A 23,340-nucleotide genomic window follows, 5' to 3' on the forward strand; every position below is an offset into this window, starting at 1 on the left:
GGGATTTCGGCCGGTCGGTAGCGCTATCGATCCGGTTTCATCCCGTCGGGCGGGGTCGTCGTCCGTTCAAGAACAGATCACGCCAGGACATCACCCGGCGCCAAGACTGTGTTCACGCCGACCGTCGAAGGCCTCGGCGACGCGTCGATGCGGGAGCGCGCAATGAACCGGCACCCTCGGGGTCATGCCATCCTCAAACGCCGTATCGGGCACGGCTTGGAAAAATCAGGCCGTTCGGGCATGTCCCCACCCATGAACACATGCCCCCACCTATGAACACTTGTTCTCACCCATGAACACCTGCCCTGGGATCCGGGCCGTGCGCGGTCGGCCAATACGGCCGGGCGTTCCCGTCGCCCGCGCGGTGGCGCGGTCATGACGGGGGCTGCCGGTGACGGAAAGGTCATCGACCTCAATGCCGACCTCGGCGAGGGCTTCGGGCCCTACCGGATCGGCGACGATGCGGCGCTTCTGGACATCGTCACCTCGGCCAACGTCGCCTGCGGTTTCCATGGCGGCGATCCCGTCATCATGGTCGCCACCGCCGCCGCTGCGAAGGGGAGGGGGGTGGCGATCGGCGCCCATCCGGGCTTCGAGGACCGCCGCGGCTTCGGCCGGCGCCCGATCCGCCTGAGCGAGGCGGAGATCGAGGCCGAGGTCGCCTATCAGATCGGGGCGCTGCAGGCCTGCGCCGCCCTGGCCGGGCATGTCGTGACTTACGTCAAGGCCCACGGTGCCCTGGCGAACCTGTCGAACCGGGAGGACGGCGTCGCCGGGGCCATAGCCAGGGCGGTGCGCGCGGTCGACCGCGCCCTTCCCGTGACGGTGATGCCCGGACTGGCGGCCGAACGCGCGGCGGAGCGGGCGGGCCTCAGGACGATCCGGGAAATCTACGCCGACCGCGCCTACGACGAGGACGGCCAGCTCGCCGACCGCAGCCTCCCCGGGGCGGTGATCCACGATCCCCCGGCGGTGGCGGCCCGCGTCGTGCGGATGGCGGCGGCGGGCGTGATCGAGACCCTGTCGGGACGGGCGATCCCGGTGTCCATCGACACGGTCTGCGTCCACGGTGACGCGCCCGGCGCCGTGGCGACGGCACGGGCGGTCCGGGCGGCGCTGGAAGATGCCGGCTACCGGCTGGCGCCGTTCGCGACGGCGTGAATCCCCGGCACCCGGACCCGTCCACCGGGACATCCCGCCGGCGCCAGGGATCGATTGGTGCCGGACCGTCGTTTTGAATACGGATGCCGCGCCCGTGGGGCGTCGTCGAGAGCGGGCTTGATCATCGGAATGAATGCGAAGGCGTCCCTCCCGCGCTTGCGGGGCACCCGCGTACCGCCCGCCGAGACACCGCCGCCCGTGCTCGTCTCACCGGTCATCGTCACCGCGGTCTTGATCGCCGGGCTCTACGTGGCGCGGGACGTCCTGATCCCCATCGCCATCGCAATCCTGCTGTCGTTCGTCCTCGGCCCCCTCGTGAACCTCCTGCGCAGGCTGCGCCTGGGCCGTCTCTTCGCGGTGGCGTCCGCCGTCCTGCTGACGCTCGGGATCGCGGCGGCGCTCGCCACCCTGATCGGCGTCCAGCTCGCCGATCTCGCCGGCGACGTGCCACGCTATCGCGACACCATCGAGCGCAAGGTCGAGGGCCTGCGCGACAGTCCGGCCGGCCGGTTGACGGGTTATGTCGCCAGCATCGGCCGCTCCATGCGCGAGGGCGAGCGGACAGACGAGAAACCGAAGGACGAGGCTCCCAAGACCGAGGCTCCCAAGACCGAGGCGGCGCCCCAGCCCCCGCCGGTGAAGCCGATCCTGGTGGAGGTGCGCGAGCGCCCGCCGAGCCCCGTCGAACTCGCCACCACGGTGCTCTCGCCGGTGCTGCACCCCCTGGCGACCACCGGCATCGTATTCATCGTGCTGCTGTTCCTGCTGATGCAGCGCGAGGACCTGCGCGACCGCATGATCCGGCTCGTGGGCTCGAACGACCTCCACCGCACCACCGTGGCGATGGACGACGCCGCCCGCCGCCTGAGCCGTTACTTCCTGGTCCAGCTCGGCCTCAACGTCGCCTTCGGCGTGGTGATCGGAGTCGGGCTCTATTTCATCGGTGTGCCCAATCCGGTGCTTTGGGGCATCTTCTCGGCGTTGATGCGGTTCGTGCCCTACATCGGCGCCGTCGTCTCGGCCGTCTTCCCGCTGGCGCTGGCCGCCGCGGTCGACCCAGGCTGGTCGATGGTCATCGCGACGCTGATCCTGTTCCTCATCCTCGAACCGCTGGTCGGCCACTTCATCGAGCCGATGCTGTACGGCCACTCCACCGGCATGTCGCCGTTCGCCGTCCTCGTCTCGGCGCTGTTCTGGACCTGGCTGTGGGGGCCGGTCGGGCTGCTGCTGTCGACGCCGTTGACGGTGTGCCTGGTGGTGCTCGGCCGGCACGTCGACAAGCTCGAATTCCTCGAGGTCCTGTTCGGCGACAAGCCGGCCCTGACCCCGGTGGAGAATTTCTACCAGCGCATCCTCGCCGACGACCCGGAGGAAGCGCAGGAGCACGCCGAACTGCTGCTGCAGTCCTGCTCGATGCTCAGCTATTACGACGACGTCGTCCTGAAGGGACTCGAGCTCGCCGCGCGGGACGCCGGGCGCGGTGTCCTCACCGCCGAGCAGAAGACCGACATCCGCGCCAGCATCGCCGGGCTCGTCGAGGACATGGCCGGCCGCGAGGTGGCGGGGGACGCCACGGAGCGCGTGGCGGAGGTGCCGCCGGCCTGGCGCCGGCCCGGCGCGGTGCTGTGCGTGGCCGGCCGCAGCTTCGTCGACGATGCCGCCTGCGCGATCCTCGCCCAACTCCTGGCCAAGCGCGGCTTCGGCATCCGCGTGGTCCCGTTCTCCGAGGTGTCCAAGGCCAAGATCGACGATTTCCGCGACGACGACGGCGAGACGGGGCCGGCCCGGATGATGTGCGTGGTATCTCTGGCCATCAACGGTGAGCCGACACACCTGCGCCGCCTCGTGACGCGGTTGCGCCGGCGCATGCCCGACATCCCGGTGGCGGTCGGCGTCTGGCAGGCGGACGATACCCTCCCCGACGAGGCCGCGAAGCGCGACATCGGCGCGGATGCCAACCTCGTTTCCTTCCGTACCTCCCTGGAGGCCGTCGCGGCCATGGCCGCCGCCGACCCCGGCCCCGCCATGCCGCCCGAGCCGGCCGCGGTCGAACCGGCGCCCGTGGTCGCCCCCGCCGACCTCGACCTCGGCCGCATCCTGGCCGGACCGCCCACCGCCCAGGCGTGACGACCCTCGAAAAGCCCTTGACGCTGGCCGGCCGAGACGGCTTGCCTCATCGACGCTGAAGGGCCGAACGGGGGGGCATGCGATGGCGGTGGTCGATCTCGCGCGGTTCATGGACGATCTCGCCGCCCAGTCGGGCCAGGCGATCCTGCCGTTCTTCCGGGCCGCCTTCGGCATGGACGACAAGACCCGTGGTGCCGGGGCGTTCGATCCGGTGACGGAAGCCGACCGCGCCGCCGAACTCGTCCTGCGCAAGCTGATCGGAAAGACCTTCCCGACCCATGGCATCCTCGGAGAGGAGTTCGGCGACGAGCGGCTCGAATCCGAATACGTCTGGGTACTCGACCCCATCGACGGCACGCGGGCCTTCGTGGCCGGACTGCCGACCTGGGGCACCCTGATCGGCCTCACGCGCAACGGCGTGCCGGTGCGTGGACTGATGCACCAGCCCTTCCTCGGCGAGAGCTTCTCGGGAGACGGCGGCGGGGCGCGGCTGCGCGGACCGCGTGGCGAGCGCATCCTCTGCACCCGGCGCATCGCCGATCTCTCGGAAGCCCTGCTGGCGACCACCGACCCGCGCCTGTTCGCTCCCGGCGAGGAGCGCGAGCGGTTCGCGACCCTGGAAGGCCGCACGCGCCTGTCGCGCTACGGCACCGACTGCTACGCCTATTGCATGCTCGCCGCCGGCCAGATCGACCTCGTCGTCGAGGCGGGCCTCAAGCCCTACGACATCGTCGCCCTCATCCCGATCGTCGAGGGGGCAGGGGGCGTGATCACCACCTGGGACGGCGGTTCGGCCGCGGGCGGCGGCCGCATCGTGGCCGCCGGGGACCGACGCCTCCACGAGGCCGCCCTGGCGATCCTCAACCCCTGAGCTGCACCCTCATCCCACCGCCAGCGCGGCCGGATCGGCCTCGGCGACGGCGGTGCCGGGCACGAATGCGTCGAACGCGGCCCAGAACCGGTCGCGGATGACGTCGGTCTCGGACAGGATCTCGTGGCGGGCGCCGGGCAGGACGATGACGTCGCCCACTCGCATCCGCGCGCCGAACCGCTCGGTCGTGGCCGTGCAGCAGACCGGATCGGCGCCGGCGGCGACGATCAGCGTCGGGATCGTGATGGTGCCGGCCAGACGCAGGTCGCGCAGGCGTGCCATGGCCCGGAAGGCCTCGGCCGCCCAGGCGATGCTCGGGTCGCCGACGGCTCCCGCCCCCACCGCCTGCGCCGCCCTGGCGTTGCGGGCATAGCGGACGCGATCGCCGCTGAGGCGGTTGCCTTCGAAGGGCTTGGTGGCGATCGACACGGCGTTGCCGCCGGCGATGTAGCGCTGTCCGAGGCCGATGCGCTGCAGCAGACGGGCGGCGACCGAATTGACCCGCGGCCAGCGCACCATCGTCAGCCCCAGCATCGGCGCCACCGTGACGATCCGTTGGAACGGCAACCAGCCCTCCACCGCCCCGGTGAGTACGACCGCACCCCCCATCGAATGGGCGAGGCAGACGTGAGGATGCGGCATGAACGGCCGCAGCAACGCGTCCTCGATGGCCTTGAGGTCGCGGCGATACTCCTCGAACCGGCCGATATGGCCGCGATGGGGATCGTCGAGCACCCGCGCGGATTCGCCGTGGCCGCGCCAATCGAAGGCCACCACGGCGAATCCCCGGGCCCTCAGGTCGCCGATGGTCTCGTAGTACTTCTCGATGAACTCGGCTCGCCCCTGGACCAGGCAGACGGTGCCCTTCTGCATCCGCCCGGTGGACGGCCAATGGGCGGCGCGCAGGGTGATCCCGTCGGACGTGACCACCGGCACGAGGGTGCCGCCGGGGGGGACGGGATTGTCGGGGGTGTCACGCAGGGTCAGCATCGGCCGGTCCTGAAATCGCAAAAGGAGCGCGAAAAAAATCGGCCGCACCGATGGGCGGACCTCTTGAAGGGTCGGAAAAGCATACCGATCTCAGTCCTGTGCCGGCCAATACGGCGGCACGACAGTCCGGCCTTCGGGCGGACCTTGACGTTACATGTTGCTTCACTTGGAGGATATGTCATGCGCCAGTTCGATCTTGCTCCCCTCTACCGTTCGACCGTCGGCTTCGATCGCCTGTTCTCGGCCCTCGACCAGTTCGTCGCCAGCGACGCCGTCCCCAGCTATCCGCCCTACAACATCGAGCGCACCGGCGAGAACGCCTATCGGATCACCGTGGCCGTCGCCGGCTTCACGGAGGCGGATCTCTCCATCGAGGTCAAGGAGAATGCGCTGACCCTGAAGGGCGAGCGCAGGGGCGAGGCCTCTCGCAAGACCGAGGTGCTGCACCAGGGGATCGCCGCACGCGGTTTCGAGCGTCGCTTCCAGCTCGCCGACTACGTTCAGGTGACGGGTGCGTCACTCGATCACGGCCTTCTCCATATCGATCTCGTCCGCGAGATTCCGGAGGCGAAGAAGCCGCGCCACATCCAGATCGCGTCGGGATCGACCCGGACGACACCGGTGATCGAGGGCACCGCCCAGGAGAGCCGGACCCGGGAAGCCGCCTGATCGGTTTCGGGCGGCCGGCTCCGAATGAGCCATTGATCGCATGCTGACCGAAGCGCCCCGACCGAGGTCGGGGCGCCTTTCGTGCGGATCTATACCAGGGGCCGGTGCTAGAAGGCGCCGTCGAAACGGTCGCCGCGACCGGGCTCCTTGCAGCGGTAGCCGATGAAGCATTGTGGCGTGTCGCGGGTCGGTGCGAGGGCGTGGGTGGCGATCTCGGTCACCTCGCAGAAGCCGCGGTCGCGCACGAAGCGATCGTAGGTCGGACCGCCGGTGCCGAGCACGATGCCGCCGGCCTGAGCGACGGTGGCCTGGGCCTGCCGGCAGGTCATGTCGACCGTTGACGGACGCTGCGCCTGCGCCGATTTCGACAGAACGACGAGCCCGAGGACGAGGACGAGGCCGGTGCGGAGGGTGGCGGGGCGGGTCATGAGGCTTGTCCCATCTGCGATGATCCGGACGGAAAACACGCCGGCCTGTCGCCCGGGTCCACGACCTTCGTGCGATGAACTTCTTGTGCTCGCGTCGACCGGGCGCGGGCAGATCGGAGGCGTCGGCCACGCCTGAACATCTCCGAAGCCTGGAGATCTCCGACCTCTAGAGATCGCCGAAGACCAGCTGTCCTTGAGGCCCGGCGGGTTTCGCGGGCCGCGCCGGCCGCGGCGGCTTCGCACGTGTCGGGCGAGAGGCCTGGGGTCTGGCCGGCGCGGCCGGGCGCTTGGTCGGCGCATCGCCGCGCATCTTGGCCTTGGCCTTGTCGCGGGCTACCGCTTCGGGCGATTGCGGGTCGTCGTTGAGCCACTTGCCGCGCTTGATCACCTCGTTGACCCGGCCCTGGTTGACGCCGACCTTGAAGGCGATCTCCTGCTGCGTCATGCCGGTGGAGGCGTGCAGGTCGAGGATCGCGCGGGCGAGTTCGGGGGTCATCTTCTGGCCGGTCAGGCGACGGGCGGGCTTGATCGTGCGGGTCGCGCGGTCACGCTCGCGCAGACGCTCGAGCAGCGCCAGCGCCATGAGCATGCCGTGCTCGCGCAGGGACTCCTCGAATTCCTTCAACGTGGCCATCGGCGCATCATCCCCGTCGGCTCTCGAACCGAATCACGCGATTCCCGACGCAACGCGGTCGGGAAACAGTATTCGTTCGAAAGTGGGCTCGGCATGTACACCTGGCAACCGGACGACACCGTCATCCACTGCGAAGTGACGTCACGGCCGACTTCGGAATGCAGCCGGACCGCTCCTCGGCGCGTCCCGCGACCCGCCCCTTGGCCTGCGCCCTCGCCATCGGCTACACCCGCGACCCTGTCGCCCACCGGAGGTCCACCGCCGATGATCAGTCCGATCGTGTCCGTGCCGACCGGGGCGCCCCCGAGCGGCGCGACCAGCCTCGTGGATGCGCTCGAGGGCGGCGCGGTACTGATGTTTCCGGACCTCGACTTCCCCTTGAGCCCGTTCGAGGAGCGGTTCGTCGAGCGCCCCTTCGCCGACGGCAAGGCCAAGAACGTCAACATCCGCGGCGAGGCCGCCACCCTCAAGGGGGCCGCCGGCACGCCCGAGGAGCAGGCGGCGCTGCGCGCCCTGCTGTTGCGCTACCGGGGCTTTGCCGATGACCTGATCCGGACCCACCTGCCGGCCTACCTCGGCAAGGTGACCCTGGCCGGCACCTCCTATCGCCCGTTCGAGGTGGACCAGCGCAAGCTGAGCTGGCGGCGCGACGATACCCGCCTGCACGTGGACGCCTTCCCCTCCAATCCCATCGGCGAGAAGCGCATCCTGCGGATCTTTCGCAACATCAACCGCGACGGGCAGCCGCGGCGGTGGCGGGTGGGCGAGGATTTCGGCAGCATGGCCGAGAAATTCCTGCCGCGCCTGCCCGGCTACTCGCCGCTCTCGGCACGGCTGCTGGCGGCCCTGCGCATCACCAAGGCGCGGCGCTCGGAATACGATCACCTCATGCTGCATCTCCACGATGCCCTGAAGCAGGACCTCGACTACCAGGCCAAGGCCCCCCAGCAGGACGTGCTGTTCACGCCCGGCCAGACCTGGGTGACCTTCTCGGACCTCGTGATGCACGGCGCCATGGGCGGCCGCTACATGCTGGAGCAGACCGCCTACCTGCCCGTCGCCGCCCAGGCCGATCCCGAGCGTAGCCCGCAGCGGATCCTGGCGCGAAAGCTCGGCCGTCCCCTGCAGTGACTGTATTTCCCAGGCGCGTACAACCCAAGAACCAGGAATGTCGCATGATCCTCGAAATCGCTCAGATCGACGTGAAAGCCGGGACGGAATCCGATTTCGAAGCCGGCATCGCCAAGGCGGCCGCCTACTTCAGAACGGCCAAGGGCTGCCGTAGCTTCGCCCTCCGCCGCTCGATCGAGAAGCCGCAGCGCTACCGCCTACTGATCGAGTGGGACACCCTTGAGGACCACACCGTCGGATTCGTGAATTCCCAGGATTGGAAGGACTACCGGGCGCTGGTCTCGCCGTATTTCGAGTCGCCTCCCAGCGTCGAGCATACCGAACTGTCCCTCCGGTCGTTCTGACGCAAATGGCGGCCGCCCGTCTCGTCAGCCGGAGCCGCGCACGAACATCTTGAGCCGGCTGTCGAGGGCGTTCCACCGTTCGGCGATGCCGTGCCGCGCGCATCGCTCGAAGGTTTCGCCGACGAACAGAGCGTTTTCGTCGTGCTTCTGCCGGCAATCGAGCAGGGGCGGGACCGCGACGACGAGGGGCACGATCAGCAACAGCAGCAGGATGTCGAACACCACCCAGAGCGGCCAGGTCCGCGATGCCCGCTCCTTGGCGGCGGCATCGCCGTCACGCATTTTGACCTGACGCAGGCCGGGGTCTCCGGCCCGAAGGCGCTCGCGCGCCTCGCTGCGCAGGGCGACCGCGTCCGCATCCGGAGACGTGAAGGCCTGGGTGCCCACCGCGTTCGAAGCGATGGCGCCGAGGCGTCGTTGCAGCGGGTCTGGCCCGGTCGCGTTCGATCTCATGGTCAACCCCGATCGAGGCGCCATCGCCCCATCGTCACAAAAGCGTGAATGCAAGATCCTAAGATATCGTTGGTTGTGGCCGCTCGTTTGAAGCGATCGTGGTCACCGGAATACCTCCGTCGCGGTGCGCGTCGTCTTTTCCATCGCGGCGAGGCGCCGGATGATCTCTCCGCGAGCGCAGGCGTTCGACCCGGCGACGCCCGAGCGGGCGGCCGTGCCGGAGCGGTGGCGACCGTCCACGATCCTCGCCCGGCGCAGGCGGGAGGACGGCATGGCAGGACATGGTGAAGACACGGTCGCGAGGGGCCTGCGCCTGCGGAGAGCCGGTGACAGGCGCGCGTGGCTTGCGTACCAAGACGGCAGGCCCGTCGTCGCAGCCGCGACCCGTCGAGAGCGTTTTCGTCCATGATCCAGCGTCCCCTGCGCATCGGTACCCGCGGCAGCCCGATGGCCCTGGCCCAGACCGGCATGGTCCGTGACAAGATCGTGGCCGCCAATCCGGGGCTGGAGACCGAGATCGTGGTGGTCAACACGGTCGCCGACCGTATCCTCGACCGGCCGCTCTCCGAGATCGGCGGCAAGGGCCTGTTCACGAAGGAACTGGAGCAGGCGCTGTTCGCCGACGTGGTCGACGTGGCCGTTCATTCCATGAAGGACGTGGAGACCTGGCTGCCCGATGGGCTCGTGATCGCCTGCGTCCTGGAGCGCGACGATCCGCGCGACGCCTTCCTGGCGCGCGACGTCGATCGCCTGTCGGACCTCGCCCCGGGCGCCAGTGTCGGAACCTCGTCGCTGCGCCGGGCGGCCCAGGTGCTGATGCGGCGGCCCGACCTGCGCATCGTGCCGATGCGGGGCAACGCCAACACCCGCATGCGCAAGCTCCAGGAGGGCACATGCGACGCCACCCTGCTGGCCCTGTGCGGGTTGGAGCGCCTCGGGATGGTCGATGTCGCCCGCAGCGTTCTCGCCGTCGAGGAGATGCTGCCGGCCGTGGCGCAAGGCGCACTCGGGATCGAATGCCGCGAGGACGATGCCGACGTTCGCGCCCTGCTCGCCCCCCTGGTCTCGGCCACGGCGACGGCGGAACTGGCGGCCGAGCGCGGCCTGCTGGCGGAACTCGACGGGTCCTGCCGCACGCCGATCGCGGCGCTGGCACGGATCACCGGCGACCACCTCGCCCTCGACGGACTGCTGTTCCTGCCCGACGGGTCGGCTCATTGGGCGGTCTCGCGATCCGGGCCGGTGGCCGACGCCGCGCGCATCGGCCGGGAGGCCGGCGCCGACCTGAAGCGCCAGGCCGGGGACACCTACGCCCGGCATCTGCAGTAGCGCGCCCGCCGCCGGTCCTTTTTCGGCCCCGGTCAGGCGACGCTGCGCTCGATCTCCTCCTCGTCGCAGATCACCCCCGTGGTGCTCTGGTACTCGGCCGACAGGCTCGACATCGCCAGCGGCGGCCCGGCGCGGTCGGGCGCGAAGGTGGCCAGGAACGAGCGCATCACGTGGCGCACGCCGGCCTCCGAGATCGTGCGCTGGTCGTCGTTGTAGTAGCGCCCCGCGTTCACGTTGCTGGTCACGAGGTCGTAGGCCGGAAAGTACACGAGGCGGGGATCGCCCGAGGCGCAGACCTCGCCGGCCGCCACCCGCAGGACGGATTTCGAGTAGCTGTTGGACACCATGACGTGGCGGTCCATGTAGGTGGCGATCATCGGCACGGGGGAGACCGTGACGATCACCCGGGCAGCCGGATTCACGCTCCACAGCCGGTCGAGGAAGCCCTGGAGGTCGCCCAGCACCTCCGCCGCGCCGGCGTTGACGCACTCGTAGAGCGCCGGATCGTAGCTGCCTCCGGCGACGCCCGGGGCGAGGGGCAGGGCGGCGCCGTCGGCCCGCCAGCGCCATCCCTCGGTGAGGCCCAGGGTCAGGACGAAGACGTCGAGGGTCTCGAACAACTCGCGGACACGGGCGAAATGATCGACCCTGGCGGCCTCGACCTGCGCCGGTGTCGCGAAGCCCGCAGGCTCCACGGTCGGCCGGAACGGATCGACGTAGCGCCCGTCCTCGCGCTCCCAGACCGACAGCTCGGGCGTGAAGAGGCCGTAGGCCCGGTCGAACAGCTGGGTGAACTGGCGCGTGTAGTAGAGGTTGCCGTAGCGGGCCGAGAAGGTGCCGAACTGGCGCTCGCGAACCTCGTCGGTGGGCATGTCGGCTCCGGCACCTTCGGTGACGTGGTAGTTGAAGCCGGCCTCGCGCAGGGCCTCGGCCACGCGCTGGGCGAAGCAGGAACCGCCGGTGGCGACCTTGTCGGCGAGGCCGATGGCGAAGGGGCTGCGCGGGCGCGGGTCCACCGCGAACGGCGGCAGGTTGGTGACGACCTTGCGCCAGAACCGCTCGGCCGGTAGATCGCTGTAGGGGTTCGTCGCCATCGAGACACCTTTTTCGCGGGTATTGTCCGGCCGGGAGAGATCCGGCGCCGTCGCGTCATCCGGCGGTCGAGTGCCCGACAACCCGGCGCGTATCGTGGTCCTGCCTCGTGGTCCTGCCTACGGTGTCCTTGCACAATCTGCCGCACCGCGCGATCAGGTCCCTGGCCTTGTCGGCATCATCCTGGGCGAGACCGTGGCGGACCGGCCGGTCGGGTCGAACGGATGGCCACGGTCCGTCCTTCGCGGTGATCGGCAACTGCCAGGCTCGCGGCATCGCTCAGGCGATCCGCCTGCTCCGGCCGGGCAGCCCGGTCACCTACATTCCGATGGGCACGCTGCGCCGCCGCTACGGCACCGTCGAAGCACTCGCGGAACAGGTCGCCGGCCACGCCCATGTCTACAGCCAGTTCGTACCGCCGGACCTGATCCCCGGCGGGACCGACGCCCTGCGCGTTCTCGACCCGCGGATCGTCCGCTTCCCGACGTTGGTGTTCCAGGCCTATCACCCCGACATGGTCTACGCCGGGCCGATGACCACGCTGGCGGGCATGAAGCTCGCCCCGTCGCCGCTCGGCTTCTACCATTCGGCCATCGCCCTGTGCGCGTATCGCCTCGGGCTCGATGCCGGGCAGACGGTGCGGCTCTACCGCGAGGACGTCTTCAGGCGCCTGGGCTACCTCGCCGGCTGGGACGATGCGGTCCGCGACCTCCTGGCCAATGCCGACGGGGTCGGCTTCCCCCTGGGAGCCGACCTAGTGCGCTGGGCCCGGCGGGGAGCGTTCATGCACCTCCTGAACCACCCCAAGGCCTTCGTCCTCGGCGACATCGCCAGGCGCCTCGTGATGGAAAGCGGCCTGACGCCAGAGCCGGTGGCGGTGGAGGACTACCTCGGCGACGACCTCGCCCGCGACGTGGTCTGGCCGATCTACCCGCCCATCGCGGAGGCCTACGGGCTGACCGGCTCCTACCTGTTCAAGGCGCGCCCGCGTGGAGAGGCGTTCCCGACGCTCTACGACCTGCGCGGCTTCATCGACGCGAGCTTTGCCCTCTACGCGCGACAGGCCCCCGCCGACATCGCTTGCCACCGCGTGGAGACCTGGCTCGGTATGCCCGAGATCGTGGAGACGTTTCTGCGCGAGACGACGGCCTGACGACGCGCCCGACCCCGCCCCATCAGCCTGCGGCTCGCAGGGCCCGGCGAGGAGGGGCGGCCATCATCCGCACGAGTTCGACGAGATCGTTCACCCGAAACGGCTTTCGCAGGAACACGCTTCCGGCAACCGCCGACCGTTCGGGAAGGCGCGATGCCGAAGTGTAGATGACCGGCCGGCCCGGATTGAGGGCCCGGTAGGCCTCGGCCACCACCCAGCCGTCGATCAGGCCGGGCAGGTTGATGTCCGTGAATAGCCAGTCGACCTCGCCGGGGTTGCCACGCAGGAAGGCCATGGCGTCCTCGCCGCTCGACACCGCCGTCGCGGTGATGCCCTGCCGCTCGCACAGGGTGGAGAGGAGATCGAGGAGGATGTAGTTGTCCTCGACGACCAGAACGACGGGCTTGCGGTCCATGGCGGCCATCCGCTTCAGATCGGCGACGATAGGAGCGGAATGGTTAACGCGCGACCAAGGTGGTCGCGGCGTCGCAACGATTGCGAGACGTCGCCGGCCGAGACCGAGCGCCCGGAGTCTGCGCGGCCAGGGTGCGTTGGCCGTTCCGAGCGGCGGCCCGGTACGGTGCGTCGCCGCACATGGGCGACCCCGTCAAGGCTCCATCAAGGTTGACGGAACCGTCGCTTAACCGGAACGACCCTAAAGACGCCATCGTGATGATCGCAAGGATGCGTCGCGAGACGCGTTGACGGCTTGCGGGCGACTGTCGCCCGAGCCCGAGGAGAAGAGACCATGGTGATGACCGCCCGCTTCCGCGTGCTTCCGCTGGTGGCGGCCCTGTGCGCCGCGCTCAGCGTGGCCGCCTGCACCAACGACAAGGATCTGGCCGACGCCTCGGGCTTCGGCGGCGGGGCCGGGACGCCCGGCAGCGCCCAGGACTTCGTGGTCAACATCGGCGACCGGGTGTTCTTCGAATCCGATTCCACCGACCTGACCCCCACCGCGACGGCGACCCTCGACAAGCAGGCGCAGTGGCTGCAGCGCTATCCCCGCTACACCTTCCTGATCGAAGGCCATGCCGACGAGCGCGGCACCCGCGAGTACAACTTCTCCCTCGGCGCCCGCCGTGCACAATCGGTGAACGACTACCTCGCCTCGCGCGGAATCGCGGCCGGGCGCATCCGCACTGTGTCCTACGGCAAGGAGCGGCCGGTGGCGGTGTGCAACGACATCTCCTGCTGGTCCCAGAACCGCCGTGCCGTCACCGTGCTCGACCGTGGCGCGGGTTCCTGAGGGGCGGCGGATCCGCATAGGGTCGGCGCCGCAATTTTGCCGCGGCGGCGGCCCTCTGATAGGGGCCTGATGCGCACCCCGCTCTCCCGGCCCGCGTCCCTCCAAGCTTCGATCATCGGTCAGACCGCCATGTTCCGTCGCCTCCTGCTCGCAACCGGCCTCGGCCTCGCCATGCTTGCGCCCGCCGCGGCGCAGGACGGTGCGGACTTCGTGGTGCGCCTCAACCGCATCGAGAACCAGTCGCGCCAGATGGCCGGGCAGATCGAGACGCTCCAGTACGAGAACCGGCAGTTGAAGGAACAGCTGCGCAAGTTCCAGGAGGACGTCGAATACCGCCTGAACGAGGGCAAGGGCGGAAAGCCCGCCGCGCCCTCCGGGACCAATCCCGGACAGGCCAAGCCCCAGAAGCGCAGCGACGCCTTCGATCCGGAGCAGAATCCCGGCCGTCCCGGCGCCCCCCAGCCCCTGGGTGCGACCGCTCCCCCGGCGGATGCATCGAACGGGATCGCGACGCTCCAGGCGGTCACGCCACCGCCCCAGCGCGGTCGCAGCGTCCCGCCCACGGTGGTCGAGGCCGACGACGACGAGCCCGGCCTGCCGCCGCCCGGCCTGGGCGGCCCCGTCGACCTCACCCCTCCGGGACGGGTCGCTTCGACCGGCGGCCTGCCGGCCGGCACGCGTTCTGCGGGCAGCGTCGCGGCCACCGGCAGCGGCGACGCGCAGGAGGACTTCGAGCTGGCCTACGGTCTGGTGCAGCAGCGCCAGTACGAGCAGGCGGAGATGAGCCTGCGCCAGTTCATCCAGTCCCATCCCCGCGACGCCCAGGTGCCGGCGGCGACCTACTGGCTCGGAGAGACCTACCTGCAGCGCAACCGCAACCGCGAGGCCGCGGAGCAGTTCCTGAAGGTCTCCACCGACTATGCCCGCTCGCCCCAGGCCCCCGAGGCGATGCTGAAGCTCGGCGCCTCGCTGGCGGCCCTCGGCGCCCGCGAGCAGGCCTGCGCCACCCTGGCCGAGTTGGAGCGCAAGTTCCCTTCCGTCGGCGCCAGCGTGCGGCAGAACGTGGCCCGCGAGCAGAAGCGCGCCCGCTGCGCCGCATGAACCCGGACGGGAGCGGCGACGCCCTTGCTCAGGGCCTCGCCCCGTTCCTGGCCGCTGCCTCGCCGGGCATCGTCCTGGCGGTCTCCGGCGGCCCCGATTCCACCGCCCTGATGCATGCCGCCGCGGCGTTCGGTCGGGGCCGACTCCACGTCGCCACGGTCGACCACGACCTGCGGCCCGGTTCGGCGGACGAGGCGGCGCGGGTCGCCACCGCTGCCGGCGCCCTCCGCCTCTCCCATGCGACGCTGCTCTGGGAGGGAGCGAAGCCCGCCACCGGTATCGCGGCGGCCGCCCGCGCCGCCCGGTATCGCCTGCTTGCCGATTACGCCCGCGCCGTCGGCGCCGATCTCGTCCTCACCGGCCACACCGCCGACGACCAAGCCGAGACCGTGCTGCTCCGCCTCCTCGCCGGCAGCGGTGCCGCAGGGCTCGCCGGTATGAGTCCGGTGCGGGATCTGGCGCCGGGCCTTCGCCTCGGCCGACCCTTCCTGAGCCTGCCGAAGTCGGCCCTCGTCGCCTATTGCGAGGACCGGGGCATCGCCTACGAGAGCGATCCGTCGAATGCCGACGACCGCTTCGCGCGGGCGCGCCTGCGCCGGGCGATGCCTCTGCTGGCCCATGAGGGGCTGACGCCGGAGCGCCTGTGCCGGCTCGCCGCACGCAGCCGCCGCGACGAGATCGCGCTCGCGGGCCTCGCGCACGACGCACTGACGCGGGCCTCGCGCCCGGACCGGGACGGGATCGTCCTCGACGGCCGCGCCCTGGCTGCGCTCCCCGAGGCGGTAGCCTTGCGGGTGATCGGGCGGGCCCTGGCGGGGAGGGGGGGGAGCGTGCGCCTGGACCGCCTCGAGCGGCTGGTGTTCGAGGCGCTGCTGCCGGCCCTGCGGAAGGGCGCACCGATGCGCCGCACCCTGGCCGGTCATCTCGTGGCCGTGACGGAGCGCGGCGACGTCGCCGTGACCCTGGCGCCGCCGCGCCGGCCGGCCGGACGGCCCTGTCCCGTCGGCCTTGCCGCAGCCCCGCCTGATTTACTTGGCAAGGGGGAAGCCGCTGCCTACATTGTTCCTGCGTGCCAGGATTGACCTGCGAGTACGCGCAGCGCGCCGCACGCCCCCAGGGATCGATCGATGAACCCCAATTTCCGCAACTTCGCCTTGTGGGTGGTGATATTCCTTCTCGTTCTCGCGCTGGTGACCCTGTTCCAGAACCCGGGTCATCGCGGCGGCGGAAGTGAGATCGCCTACAGCCAGCTTCTCAACGACGCCGACGCCGGCAAGATCCAGACCGTCGTGATCTCGGGCCAGGACGTCAGCGGCACCTATGTCGGTGGCGGCACCTTCAGCTCCTACGCGCCCAACGACCCGAGCCTCGTCAACAAGCTCCAGAGCAAGGGCGTCCAGATCACCGCCCGGCCGCCGTCCGACAACACCCCCTGGTTCATCCAGCTCCTCGTGAGTTGGCTGCCGATCCTCGTCTTCATCGGTGCCTGGATCTTCCTGTCGCGCCAGATGCAGTCGGGCGCCGGCCGCGCCATGGGCTTCGGCAAGTCGAAGGCCAAGCTTCTCACCGAGGCTTCGGGCCGCGTCTCCTTCGAGGATGTCGCCGGCGTCGAGGAAGCCAAGGAGGACCTGCAGGAGATCGTCGAGTTCCTGCGCGACCCCCAGAAGTTCCAGCGCCTCGGCGGCCGCATCCCGCGCGGCGTGCTCCTCGTCGGCCCCCCCGGTACGGGTAAGACCCTGATCGCCCGCGCGGTGGCGGGTGAGGCCAACGTGCCGTTCTTCACGATCTCCGGTTCCGACTTCGTCGAGATGTTCGTCGGCGTCGGCGCCAGCCGTGTGCGCGACATGTTCGAGCAGGCCAAGAAGAACGCGCCCTGCATCATCTTCATCGACGAGATCGACGCGGTCGGCCGCCATCGCGGCGCCGGCCTCGGCGGCGGCAACGATGAGCGCGAGCAGACCCTTAACCAGCTGCTCGTGGAAATGGATGGGTTCGAGGCCAACGAGGGCGTGATCATCATCGCGGCCACCAACCGGCCCGACGTGCTCGACCCCGCCCTGCTGCGTCCGGGCCGCTTCGACCGCCAGATCATGGTGCCCAACCCCGATGTCGTCGGCCGCGAGCGCATCCTGCGCGTCCACGTCCGCAAGGTACCCCTGGCGCCGGACGTCGATCTCAAGGTCATCGCGCGCGGTACCCCTGGCTTCTCCGGCGCCGACCTGATGAACCTCGTCAACGAGTCGGCCCTGCTCGCGGCGCGCCGTGGCAAGCGGATCGTCACGATGCACGAGTTCGAGGACGCCAAGGACAAGGTGATGATGGGCGCCGAGCGGCGCACCCTGGTCATGACCGAGGACGAGAAGCGCCTGACCGCCTACCACGAGGGCGGCCACGCCATCGTCGCCTTTAACGTGCCGGCCACCGACCCCGTCCATAAGGCGACGATCATCCCGCGCGGTCGTGCGCTCGGCATGGTCATGCAGCTGCCGGAGCGCGACAAGCTGTCGATGAGCTACGAGCAGATGACCTCGCGTCTCGCCATCATGATGGGTGGCCGCATCGCCGAGGAGATGACCTTCGGCGCCGACAAGGTGACCTCGGGCGCCCAGTCCGACATCGAGCAGGCCACGCGTCTGGCCCGCATGATGGTGACCCGCTGGGGCTTCTCGCCCGAACTCGGCACCGTGGCCTACGGCGAGAACAACGACGAGGTGTTCTTAGGGATGTCGATGGGTCGTCAGCAGACGATCTCGGAGGCCACCGCCCAGAAGATCGACGGGGAGGTTCGCCGCCTCGTCGAGACTGGCCTCGAAGAGGCTCGCCGCATCCTGGCCGAGCGCAAGGACGACCTCGAGGCCCTGGCCCAGGGGCTGCTCGAGTACGAGACCCTGTCGGGCGACGAGATCAAGGGCCTGCTGGCCGGCAAGCCGCCGATCCGCGACTCCGGCGACGGCCCGACCCCGATCCGCGGCTCGTCGGTTCCCTCCGCCGGACGTGGCCGGCCGCGCGAGAGCGACGGCGGGCTAGAGCCTCAGCCGCAGGGCTGACGCCGGCGGCGGACGAGAGACCGAGGGCGGCGGGTGAAGACCCGCCGCCCTTTTTCGTATCGCCGTCCAGGCCGTCGGTGGGTCGATTCACCATCGATTCGCCATGCTTGGATACCAGCCGTCCAGACGGATGAAGTACGAGGACCGGGCAACCGGGGATGGGCGACGTGCGCAAATATTTCGGAACCGACGGCATCCGAGGACTGGCCAACGGCGTGATCACGCCGGAACTGGCGCTCAAGGTGGGGCAGGCCGCCGGCCTGGTGTTCCAGCGCGGCGACCACCGCCATCGCGTCGTCATCGGCAAGGACACCCGTCTGTCGGGCTACATGATCGAGACCGCGCTCATGGCCGGCTTCACCTCCGTGGGGATGGACGTGCTCCAGCTCGGTCCGATGCCGACGCCGGCCGTGGCCATGCTGACCCGCTCGATGCGCGCCGACATCGGCGTGATGATCTCGGCCTCGCACAACGCCTATGAGGACAACGGCATCAAGCTGTTCGGCCCGGACGGGTTCAAGCTCTCCGACGAGGTCGAGCGCGAGATCGAGGCCTTGATCGACGGTGCCCTGCACAAGCGGCTGGCCGGCTCCCTCGACATCGGCCGGGCCAAGCGGATCGAGAGCGTGCACGCCCGCTACATCGAGTTCGCCAAGCGCACCCTGCCGCGCCAGGTCACCCTCGACGGCCTGCGCGTGGTGGTCGATTGCGCCAACGGCGCCGGCTACCGGGTCGCGCCCGAGACCCTGTGGGAGCTCGGTGCCGAGGTCATCGCCATCGGCGTCGAGCCGGACGGCTTCAACATCAACCGTGGGGTCGGCTCGACGGCGCCGGCGGCGCTGGCCGCCAAGGTCCGCGAATTGCGCGCCGACATCGGCATCGCCCTCGACGGCGACGCCGACCGCGTGCTGATCGTCGACGAGAAGGGCCAGACCGTCGACGGCGACCAGCTCATGGCGGTGATCGCCCGCTCGTGGAAGGAAGACGACCGGCTGACCAAGCCCGGCATCGTCGCCACGATCATGTCGAACCTCGGCCTCGAACGCTATCTGGCCGGCATCGACCTCACCCTGGCGCGCACGGCGGTGGGCGACCGCTACGTCCTCGAGCATATGCGTGAGCACGGCTACAACCTCGGCGGCGAGCAGTCCGGCCACATCATCATGTCCGACTACGCCACCACCGGCGACGGCCTCGTGGCGGCCCTGCAGGTGCTCAGCGTCGTCAAGCGCCTGGAACGGCCGGTGAGCGATGTCTGCCACTGCTTCGATCCGTTGCCGCAGATCCTACGCAACGTCCGCTACGGCGCCGGCGAGCCGTTGAAGCAGGACACCGTGGTGACCGCGATCGAGCACGCGCGCTCGCGCCTGGGCAATGCCGGACGCCTGGTCATCAGGCCCTCGGGCACCGAGCCGGTGATCCGGGTGATGGCGGAGGGCGACGACCGTGGCCTCGTCTCCGCGGTGGTGGACGACGTCGTCGATGCGGTCGCCCGGGTGGCGGCCAAGGCCGCCGCCTGAGGGCCGGCGCCTCAGGGCGATTCGTCGTCCAGGAGAGCGGGCGCGAGGCGGCGCCAGGCCGCCAGCAGGACCCGGCCGACGAACGCCTCGTCCGCGTCCCACAGATCGAGGTTGGTCCAGCCCCGGCGACCCCAGGCTCCCTCGATGGGCGTGAGCAGGCAGGGTGCCTCCTCGTCGAGGGTGGCGATATCGGCCGGCGTGAGCCGGACCACCAGACGCTCCTCCTCCAGCCACAGGGTCGCGAAGATGCGCCCGGCGAGGCGGAAGTCGGGGTTGCCGTTGTGGGCGCCTTCGACCACCTCGGGCAGCCTCGATGCCAGCCGGGTCACGTCCGTGGCGAGCATGATCTGACTCTTTCCTTGAGGTGTCGGCGGACGGGAGCTGCCGTCCGCACGTGCGAGAGGGATTCCATCGCCGGGATTCTACGTCCGGTAGAAATGTCCCGCGAGGTGTTTCGGCCAGGGTGTTGATGGCAGCCCTGATCTTCGTGCCGACATGAACAGAGGGTTAAATTCAGTAACGCGGCACTAGGGATAACTTTTAACGTTAAGCCTGATTTAACCTCTTGGGGACATCCTCCAACTCGTCATCCAAGCCGGCGCCCGAGCTTCCGGCACGCGATCGAGTAAAGGACACCCCATGCGCCGCTCCAAGCTCTCCGCTTTGGCGCGCTCGATCACGCTCCTTGTGAGCGTGGGAGCGCCATGCCTCGCCCAGGCCGCCGACCTCCTGCCCCCGCTGCCCCCCGAGCCGCTGCCCCCGCCGATCGAGATCGGCGGCGGCTGGTACCTGCGCGGCGACGTCGGTGTCGGTGCGGTCGAAGTCTCCAAGATCAAGACCATCATCCCGGGCGGCGGCGCGCTGCCGCCGGCCTACGGCATCGACCAGAAGGCGGTCTCCGAGCAGTACTTCGCCGGCGGCGGTGTCGGCTACCAGTTCAACGCGTTCCTGCGCGGCGACATCACGGGTGAGTACCGTGGCGGCAGCCGGATCAGCTTCAGCGACAGCTTCAATGCCTTCGACGGCAACGGCCGCCAGATCTTCGACGGCCAGGGCCGGCCCTACAAGTCGATCAACTTCTACAACGGCAACATCTCGTCGGTGGTCGTCATGGCCAACGGCTACATCGATCTCGGCACCTGGTACGGCGTGACGCCGTTCGTCGGCGGCGGCGCCGGCTACGCCTTCCACAAGATGTCGGGCTTCCACGATGTCGGCGCCGGCGGCGCCACCGGCGGCTTCGGCTACGCCCCGGACAAGAAGTCGTCCAGCTTCGCCTGGGCGGCGCAGGCCGGCCTCGCCTATGCCGTGACGCCCAACGTCAGCCTCGAACTGGCCTATCGCTACATGAACCTCGGGACCGTGAAGTCCGGCAACGTCGCCTGCTTCAACGATCCGGGCTGCGGGTACGTCAGCTACCAGGCCAAGGAGATCACCTCCCACGACGTGAAGCTCGGCATGCGCTGGCTGCTCGGCGGCGTCGGTGTCGCCGCCCTGCCGCCGCTGGCCCCGAGCTACGAGCCCGGCCCGCTGGTGCGCAAGTACTGATCGCAGACCCGTTCCGCCGCGAACGGCGACTGGGAACTCGAGACGAGGGCGACGCGGACATCGGGTCCGCGCCGCCCTTTTTGCTGTCGGAGCGATCCCGATCGCCGCCCGAGAAATGCGATCCCGGCAACCGGTTATTAAGGTTACCCAAGTAGAACGGGACAACAGGCTCAGCACGCCTCCCTAGAGGCCACGCCTTGAGGACGATCCCCATGCGTACCCTGATTGGTTTCCTTGTCGCGGGACTGGCCGCTTTCGGAACTCCGGCGGCCCAGGCGGCCGATCTCGACTACGGCGTCCTGCGCGGCGCGGAATACGACACTCCGGTGCAGACCGTCGATTGGACCGGCGTCTATGTCGGCGGGCACGGCGGCTACACCGGAACCAGTGTGGGCTTCGGCAACGCCGGCCGGTCCGAGATCGCCCAGATCGTGAGGGGATTGCGGGTCGAGGCGGAGTACGGCGTGTCCGGAAGCAACCGCCTGCGGTCGAAGAACGGACGCGGCGGCTCCTTCGGTGGATTCGCGGGCTACAACATGCAGTTCGACGATACCGTCGTCGGCATCGAGGTCGATTACACCAGTCTGAACCAGTCCGTCGCCTCGTCCGACAGCCTCGGCCGCAACGTGACGCTGAGCAACGGCCTCTACGACAGTTTCGCGATCGCCACTCGTTCGAGCGCGAAGATGATCGACTACGGCACGATCCGGGCCCGCGGCGGCTTCGCCTTCGGTCCGTTCATGCCCTTCGCCACGGCGGGTATCGCCTTCGGCCGGGCCGAAGTCCGCAACCAGGTCCAGGTGAGCCTGCGGGAGTACACCGACAACACCCGGACCACGCTCGTGGGCGCGCTCGACCAGTCGGGCGGCGGCGGCGCGAAGGAGAAATATGCCCTCGGCTTCGCGGCGGGCGGCGGCATCGACTACGCCATCACCTCCAACGTCTTCCTGCGTGCGGAATACCAGTACATCCAGTTCGCCGACTTCGGGGACCAGAAGGTCCACCTCAACACCGTCCGCGGCGCGCTCGGCGTGAAGTTCTGATCCACCGACCGTTCAGCGAGACGTCTCCATGATCCGCACCTTCATCCTCGGCACCGCCCTCGCGCTCGGCCTGGTGTCGCTGGCCCAGGCCGACGGTTTCGAGCCGGGCCGCGAGCCGGCCTACGACCGGCCGCGTGTGCAACGGGTCGTCCATCACCGCCGTCTCATTACGGTGCGGCGGCGCTACGTGACGCGGCACGTGTATCACGAGCGGCACGTCCGCCCGATTGCACCGGGTGGCCTCACCCACTCGCTCAACGTGCCGATCTATAACGTGCCGCCGCGCCGGTTTCCCTGAGACCGGCTCAGCTCTCGAGCTCGCTGTCCCAGTAAAGGTAGTCGAGCCAGGTGTGGTGGTAGTCGCGGTGGTCGAACTCCGGCTGGCGGTGGTGCAGTTCGTACCGGGTCGGCCGGCGCGGCTCGTTCAGAAGCGGCATCTCGGCTTCCGCGGGCGTGCGGTTCGACTTTCGCAGGTTGCACGGGGAACAGGCGGCGACCACGTTCTCCCAGCTCGACAGGCCGCCGCGTGAGCGCGGCACCACATGGTCGAAGGTCAGGCCGCCCGAGGGCAGGCGCAGGCCGCAGTACTGGCACGAGAACGTATCGCGCAGGTAGATGTTGTAGCGGGTGAAGGCCGGGCTGCGCGCCAGCGTGACGTAGTTCTTCAGCGCCACCACGCTCGGCACCCGCAGCGACCGGCTTGGCGAGCGCGCCTCGGTATCGTAGGTCGCCACCAGGGTGACGCGGTCGAGGAACAGCGCGGTGAAGGCGTCCTTCCAGGACCACAGCGAGAGCGGATTGTAGGAGAGCGGCCGGTAATCCGCGTTCAGCACGAGCGTCTGGAGGTCGAGCATCGGCGCTACTCTCTGTACGGTTCGCTGATGGGACAACGCGTCGAACGCGTCGAAGGCGCCGTCCCATCGCCATCGCAGAGCGTGACCCGCTCGCTCGGGCGCGAGTCCCATGACCCACCCGGCAAGCGGGGAGGGCGGCGCCATGGCCGGGACGGGGGAGGGGACGGAACGGATGGCACCGGCCAAAAGCGGTCGCATCGGGCGAAAACGCCCGGCGCGTGGCGGGGATCATCGGCACGGACGATCGGCGCCACCTCCTCGCACAGATACGAAAAGGCACGGTCCATTGCGCGGTAGTCTAATATCAGCGTGACAGGCTTGTGAAGGTTGCCCGTGTCGACTGCGACGTCACACACAGGGTTCGTCCGCTGCGGCTCTCCCAGGAATGCCGGGCCCGGGAATGCCGGGCCTCGGAATGATGGGCTTCGGAAGGCTAGGCTCCGTAATGCAGGGCCTAGCCGCGCCCCCGGCGATCCCGCCCTGTCTCCACCGCATCGCCGGGAGCACCGTTTCGCCCCATTGCTTGGCGAGAGACGGCGCGTGTCACGGTGGTGCCGCCCTCGCGGCACGGGGTCTGCGTTCCGCCGGGTCCCGGA

The 23,340-nt window shown here is 69.5% G+C and carries 25 protein-coding genes; 16 read left to right on the forward strand and 9 right to left on the reverse strand.

The window, feature by feature from the left end; translation table 11 throughout:
• Positions 1–375: 375 nt before the first annotated feature.
• From ASF39_RS13065 to hisN, 3 genes are all read left to right on the forward strand, one after another.
• Positions 376–1,161 (forward strand): 5-oxoprolinase subunit PxpA, encoded by a 786-nt coding sequence (locus tag ASF39_RS13065; RefSeq protein WP_056284578.1) that lies wholly within the window; start codon positions 376–378, stop codon positions 1,159–1,161.
• A 129-nt stretch (positions 1,162–1,290) separates the two neighbouring features.
• Complete coding sequence (locus ASF39_RS13070) at positions 1,291–3,288, forward strand: AI-2E family transporter (protein ID WP_082494586.1); 1,998 nt, start codon at positions 1,291–1,293, stop codon at positions 3,286–3,288.
• Positions 3,289–3,370: 82 nt separating this feature from the next.
• A complete protein-coding gene (gene hisN, locus ASF39_RS13075) occupies positions 3,371–4,159 on the forward strand; it encodes a histidinol-phosphatase (RefSeq protein WP_055884488.1) in 789 nt (262 codons plus the stop codon).
• A 9-nt stretch (positions 4,160–4,168) separates the two neighbouring features.
• Here the strand turns inward: hisN and ASF39_RS13080 are convergent, their stop codons facing one another.
• Entirely contained in the window at positions 4,169–5,149 is a 981-nt protein-coding gene (locus ASF39_RS13080; RefSeq protein ID WP_056284583.1) for an alpha/beta hydrolase, read from the reverse strand.
• A gap of 180 nt (positions 5,150–5,329) precedes the next feature.
• Between ASF39_RS13080 and ASF39_RS13085 the strand changes: the two genes are divergently transcribed.
• Entirely contained in the window at positions 5,330–5,818 is a 489-nt protein-coding gene (locus ASF39_RS13085) for an Hsp20 family protein (protein WP_056284585.1), read from the forward strand.
• Between the two features lie 107 nt (positions 5,819–5,925).
• Here ASF39_RS13085 and ASF39_RS13090 read toward each other — a convergent pair whose 3' ends face one another.
• Together ASF39_RS13090 and ASF39_RS13095 are read right to left on the reverse strand one after the other, a co-directional pair.
• Complete coding sequence (locus ASF39_RS13090; protein WP_244472418.1) at positions 5,926–6,147, reverse strand: hypothetical protein; 222 nt, start codon at positions 6,145–6,147, stop codon at positions 5,926–5,928.
• Between the two features lie 265 nt (positions 6,148–6,412).
• On the reverse strand, positions 6,413–6,880 hold the full coding sequence (locus ASF39_RS13095; protein ID WP_056284592.1) for a hypothetical protein: 468 nt from the start codon (positions 6,878–6,880) through the stop codon (positions 6,413–6,415).
• A 264-nt stretch (positions 6,881–7,144) separates the two neighbouring features.
• On the opposite strand from ASF39_RS13095, the gene ASF39_RS13100 reads away from it, so the two are divergent.
• Together ASF39_RS13100 and ASF39_RS13105 are read left to right on the forward strand one after the other, a co-directional pair.
• Positions 7,145–8,011 (forward strand): Kdo hydroxylase family protein, encoded by an 867-nt coding sequence (locus ASF39_RS13100; RefSeq protein WP_055884469.1) that lies wholly within the window; start codon positions 7,145–7,147, stop codon positions 8,009–8,011.
• Positions 8,012–8,055: 44 nt separating this feature from the next.
• On the forward strand, positions 8,056–8,355 hold the full coding sequence (locus ASF39_RS13105; RefSeq protein ID WP_056284595.1) for an antibiotic biosynthesis monooxygenase family protein: 300 nt from the start codon (positions 8,056–8,058) through the stop codon (positions 8,353–8,355).
• A gap of 24 nt (positions 8,356–8,379) precedes the next feature.
• On the opposite strand, the gene ASF39_RS13110 is transcribed toward ASF39_RS13105, so the two are convergent.
• Complete coding sequence (locus tag ASF39_RS13110; protein WP_056284598.1) at positions 8,380–8,808, reverse strand: hypothetical protein; 429 nt, start codon at positions 8,806–8,808, stop codon at positions 8,380–8,382.
• A gap of 102 nt (positions 8,809–8,910) precedes the next feature.
• The gene (locus ASF39_RS22105) at positions 8,911–9,081 is read right to left on the reverse strand and encodes a hypothetical protein (RefSeq protein ID WP_210168674.1); all 171 of its coding nucleotides are present in this window, start codon (positions 9,079–9,081) and stop codon (positions 8,911–8,913) included.
• Positions 9,082–9,213: 132 nt separating this feature from the next.
• Between ASF39_RS22105 and hemC the strand changes: the two genes are divergently transcribed.
• The gene (hemC, locus tag ASF39_RS13115; RefSeq protein WP_055884454.1) at positions 9,214–10,137 is read left to right on the forward strand and encodes a hydroxymethylbilane synthase; all 924 of its coding nucleotides are present in this window, start codon (positions 9,214–9,216) and stop codon (positions 10,135–10,137) included.
• A gap of 32 nt (positions 10,138–10,169) precedes the next feature.
• Here hemC and ASF39_RS13120 read toward each other — a convergent pair whose 3' ends face one another.
• Positions 10,170–11,231, reverse strand: a complete 1,062-nt coding sequence (locus tag ASF39_RS13120) for a GSCFA domain-containing protein (protein WP_056284599.1) — start codon at positions 11,229–11,231, stop codon at positions 10,170–10,172.
• Positions 11,232–11,476: 245 nt separating this feature from the next.
• On the opposite strand from ASF39_RS13120, the gene ASF39_RS13125 reads away from it, so the two are divergent.
• On the forward strand, positions 11,477–12,382 hold the full coding sequence (locus ASF39_RS13125) for a WcbI family polysaccharide biosynthesis putative acetyltransferase (protein ID WP_244472404.1): 906 nt from the start codon (positions 11,477–11,479) through the stop codon (positions 12,380–12,382).
• Positions 12,383–12,404: 22 nt separating this feature from the next.
• On the opposite strand, the gene ASF39_RS13130 is transcribed toward ASF39_RS13125, so the two are convergent.
• Positions 12,405–12,797: a response regulator gene (locus tag ASF39_RS13130; protein WP_056285113.1), complete on the reverse strand. Its 393-nt coding sequence runs from the start codon at positions 12,795–12,797 to the stop codon at positions 12,405–12,407.
• A 333-nt stretch (positions 12,798–13,130) separates the two neighbouring features.
• On the opposite strand from ASF39_RS13130, the gene pal reads away from it, so the two are divergent.
• The 5 genes from pal (at position 13,131) to glmM (ending at position 19,299) form a co-directional block, all read left to right on the forward strand.
• Positions 13,131–13,631, forward strand: a complete 501-nt coding sequence (pal, locus tag ASF39_RS13135) for a peptidoglycan-associated lipoprotein Pal (protein WP_055884449.1) — start codon at positions 13,131–13,133, stop codon at positions 13,629–13,631.
• A 129-nt stretch (positions 13,632–13,760) separates the two neighbouring features.
• Positions 13,761–14,732 (forward strand): tol-pal system protein YbgF, encoded by a 972-nt coding sequence (gene ybgF / locus ASF39_RS13140; RefSeq protein ID WP_056285116.1) that lies wholly within the window; start codon positions 13,761–13,763, stop codon positions 14,730–14,732.
• A complete protein-coding gene (gene tilS / locus ASF39_RS13145) occupies positions 14,729–15,814 on the forward strand; it encodes a tRNA lysidine(34) synthetase TilS (protein ID WP_200938225.1) in 1,086 nt (361 codons plus the stop codon). The genes ybgF and tilS overlap by 4 nt, the downstream gene beginning before the upstream one ends.
• 45 nt (positions 15,815–15,859) lie before the next feature.
• Positions 15,860–17,779 carry an ATP-dependent zinc metalloprotease FtsH gene (ftsH, locus tag ASF39_RS13150; protein WP_055884442.1) on the forward strand — a complete coding sequence of 640 codons (1,920 nt, stop codon included), beginning with the start codon at positions 15,860–15,862 and terminating at the stop codon, positions 17,777–17,779.
• Positions 17,780–17,946: 167 nt separating this feature from the next.
• Entirely contained in the window at positions 17,947–19,299 is a 1,353-nt protein-coding gene (gene glmM / locus ASF39_RS13155) for a phosphoglucosamine mutase (RefSeq protein WP_056285122.1), read from the forward strand.
• A gap of 11 nt (positions 19,300–19,310) precedes the next feature.
• Here glmM and ASF39_RS13160 read toward each other — a convergent pair whose 3' ends face one another.
• The gene (locus ASF39_RS13160) at positions 19,311–19,643 is read right to left on the reverse strand and encodes an MmcQ/YjbR family DNA-binding protein (protein WP_056284602.1); all 333 of its coding nucleotides are present in this window, start codon (positions 19,641–19,643) and stop codon (positions 19,311–19,313) included.
• Positions 19,644–19,938: 295 nt separating this feature from the next.
• On the opposite strand from ASF39_RS13160, the gene ASF39_RS13165 reads away from it, so the two are divergent.
• The 3 genes from ASF39_RS13165 (at position 19,939) to ASF39_RS13175 (ending at position 22,188) form a co-directional block, all read left to right on the forward strand.
• Positions 19,939–20,847, forward strand: coding sequence for an outer membrane beta-barrel protein (locus ASF39_RS13165; protein ID WP_055884434.1), 909 nt, complete (start codon positions 19,939–19,941; stop codon positions 20,845–20,847).
• A 212-nt stretch (positions 20,848–21,059) separates the two neighbouring features.
• Positions 21,060–21,890: an outer membrane beta-barrel protein gene (locus tag ASF39_RS13170; RefSeq protein WP_056284604.1), complete on the forward strand. Its 831-nt coding sequence runs from the start codon at positions 21,060–21,062 to the stop codon at positions 21,888–21,890.
• A 28-nt stretch (positions 21,891–21,918) separates the two neighbouring features.
• On the forward strand, positions 21,919–22,188 hold the full coding sequence (locus ASF39_RS13175; protein ID WP_056284607.1) for a hypothetical protein: 270 nt from the start codon (positions 21,919–21,921) through the stop codon (positions 22,186–22,188).
• A gap of 7 nt (positions 22,189–22,195) precedes the next feature.
• On the opposite strand, the gene ASF39_RS13180 is transcribed toward ASF39_RS13175, so the two are convergent.
• A complete protein-coding gene (locus ASF39_RS13180) occupies positions 22,196–22,744 on the reverse strand; it encodes an HNH endonuclease (RefSeq protein ID WP_055884423.1) in 549 nt (182 codons plus the stop codon).
• Positions 22,745–23,340: the final 596 nt, after the last annotated feature.

Source organism: Methylobacterium sp. Leaf108 (assembly GCF_001423265.1).
Taxonomy (GTDB): Bacteria; Pseudomonadota; Alphaproteobacteria; order Rhizobiales; family Beijerinckiaceae; genus Methylobacterium.

What these genes read in the sequence shown, in the direction of transcription:
- ASF39_RS13170 (WP_056284604.1), top strand. Translation starts at nt 21,060, where the DNA reads ATGCGTACCCTGATTGGTTTCCTTGTCGCGGGACTGGCCGCTTTCGGA.
- ftsH (WP_055884442.1), top strand. Translation starts at nt 15,860, where the DNA reads ATGAACCCCAATTTCCGCAACTTCGCCTTGTGGGTGGTGATATTCCTT.
- ASF39_RS13110 (WP_056284598.1), bottom strand. Translation starts at nt 8,808, where the DNA reads ATGAGATCGAACGCGACCGGGCCAGACCCGCTGCAACGACGCCTCGGC.
- ASF39_RS13090 (WP_244472418.1), bottom strand. Translation starts at nt 6,147, where the DNA reads ATGACCTGCCGGCAGGCCCAGGCCACCGTCGCTCAGGCCGGCGGCATC.
- ASF39_RS13085 (WP_056284585.1), top strand. Translation starts at nt 5,330, where the DNA reads ATGCGCCAGTTCGATCTTGCTCCCCTCTACCGTTCGACCGTCGGCTTC.
- tilS (WP_200938225.1), top strand. Translation starts at nt 14,729, where the DNA reads ATGAACCCGGACGGGAGCGGCGACGCCCTTGCTCAGGGCCTCGCCCCG.
- hisN (WP_055884488.1), top strand. Translation starts at nt 3,371, where the DNA reads ATGGCGGTGGTCGATCTCGCGCGGTTCATGGACGATCTCGCCGCCCAG.
- ASF39_RS13130 (WP_056285113.1), bottom strand. Translation starts at nt 12,797, where the DNA reads ATGGACCGCAAGCCCGTCGTTCTGGTCGTCGAGGACAACTACATCCTC.
- ASF39_RS13105 (WP_056284595.1), top strand. Translation starts at nt 8,056, where the DNA reads ATGATCCTCGAAATCGCTCAGATCGACGTGAAAGCCGGGACGGAATCC.
- ASF39_RS13095 (WP_056284592.1), bottom strand. Translation starts at nt 6,880, where the DNA reads ATGGCCACGTTGAAGGAATTCGAGGAGTCCCTGCGCGAGCACGGCATG.
- ASF39_RS13080 (WP_056284583.1), bottom strand. Translation starts at nt 5,149, where the DNA reads ATGCTGACCCTGCGTGACACCCCCGACAATCCCGTCCCCCCCGGCGGC.
- ASF39_RS13100 (WP_055884469.1), top strand. Translation starts at nt 7,145, where the DNA reads ATGATCAGTCCGATCGTGTCCGTGCCGACCGGGGCGCCCCCGAGCGGC.
- pal (WP_055884449.1), top strand. Translation starts at nt 13,131, where the DNA reads ATGGTGATGACCGCCCGCTTCCGCGTGCTTCCGCTGGTGGCGGCCCTG.
- ASF39_RS13180 (WP_055884423.1), bottom strand. Translation starts at nt 22,744, where the DNA reads ATGCTCGACCTCCAGACGCTCGTGCTGAACGCGGATTACCGGCCGCTC.
- ASF39_RS13070 (WP_082494586.1), top strand. Translation starts at nt 1,291, where the DNA reads ATGAATGCGAAGGCGTCCCTCCCGCGCTTGCGGGGCACCCGCGTACCG.
- ASF39_RS22105 (WP_210168674.1), bottom strand. Translation starts at nt 9,081, where the DNA reads ATGCCGTCCTCCCGCCTGCGCCGGGCGAGGATCGTGGACGGTCGCCAC.
- hemC (WP_055884454.1), top strand. Translation starts at nt 9,214, where the DNA reads ATGATCCAGCGTCCCCTGCGCATCGGTACCCGCGGCAGCCCGATGGCC.
- ASF39_RS13175 (WP_056284607.1), top strand. Translation starts at nt 21,919, where the DNA reads ATGATCCGCACCTTCATCCTCGGCACCGCCCTCGCGCTCGGCCTGGTG.
- ASF39_RS13065 (WP_056284578.1), top strand. Translation starts at nt 376, where the DNA reads ATGACGGGGGCTGCCGGTGACGGAAAGGTCATCGACCTCAATGCCGAC.
- ASF39_RS13120 (WP_056284599.1), bottom strand. Translation starts at nt 11,231, where the DNA reads ATGGCGACGAACCCCTACAGCGATCTACCGGCCGAGCGGTTCTGGCGC.
- ASF39_RS13165 (WP_055884434.1), top strand. Translation starts at nt 19,939, where the DNA reads ATGCGCCGCTCCAAGCTCTCCGCTTTGGCGCGCTCGATCACGCTCCTT.
- ASF39_RS13160 (WP_056284602.1), bottom strand. Translation starts at nt 19,643, where the DNA reads ATGCTCGCCACGGACGTGACCCGGCTGGCATCGAGGCTGCCCGAGGTG.
- ybgF (WP_056285116.1), top strand. Translation starts at nt 13,761, where the DNA reads ATGTTCCGTCGCCTCCTGCTCGCAACCGGCCTCGGCCTCGCCATGCTT.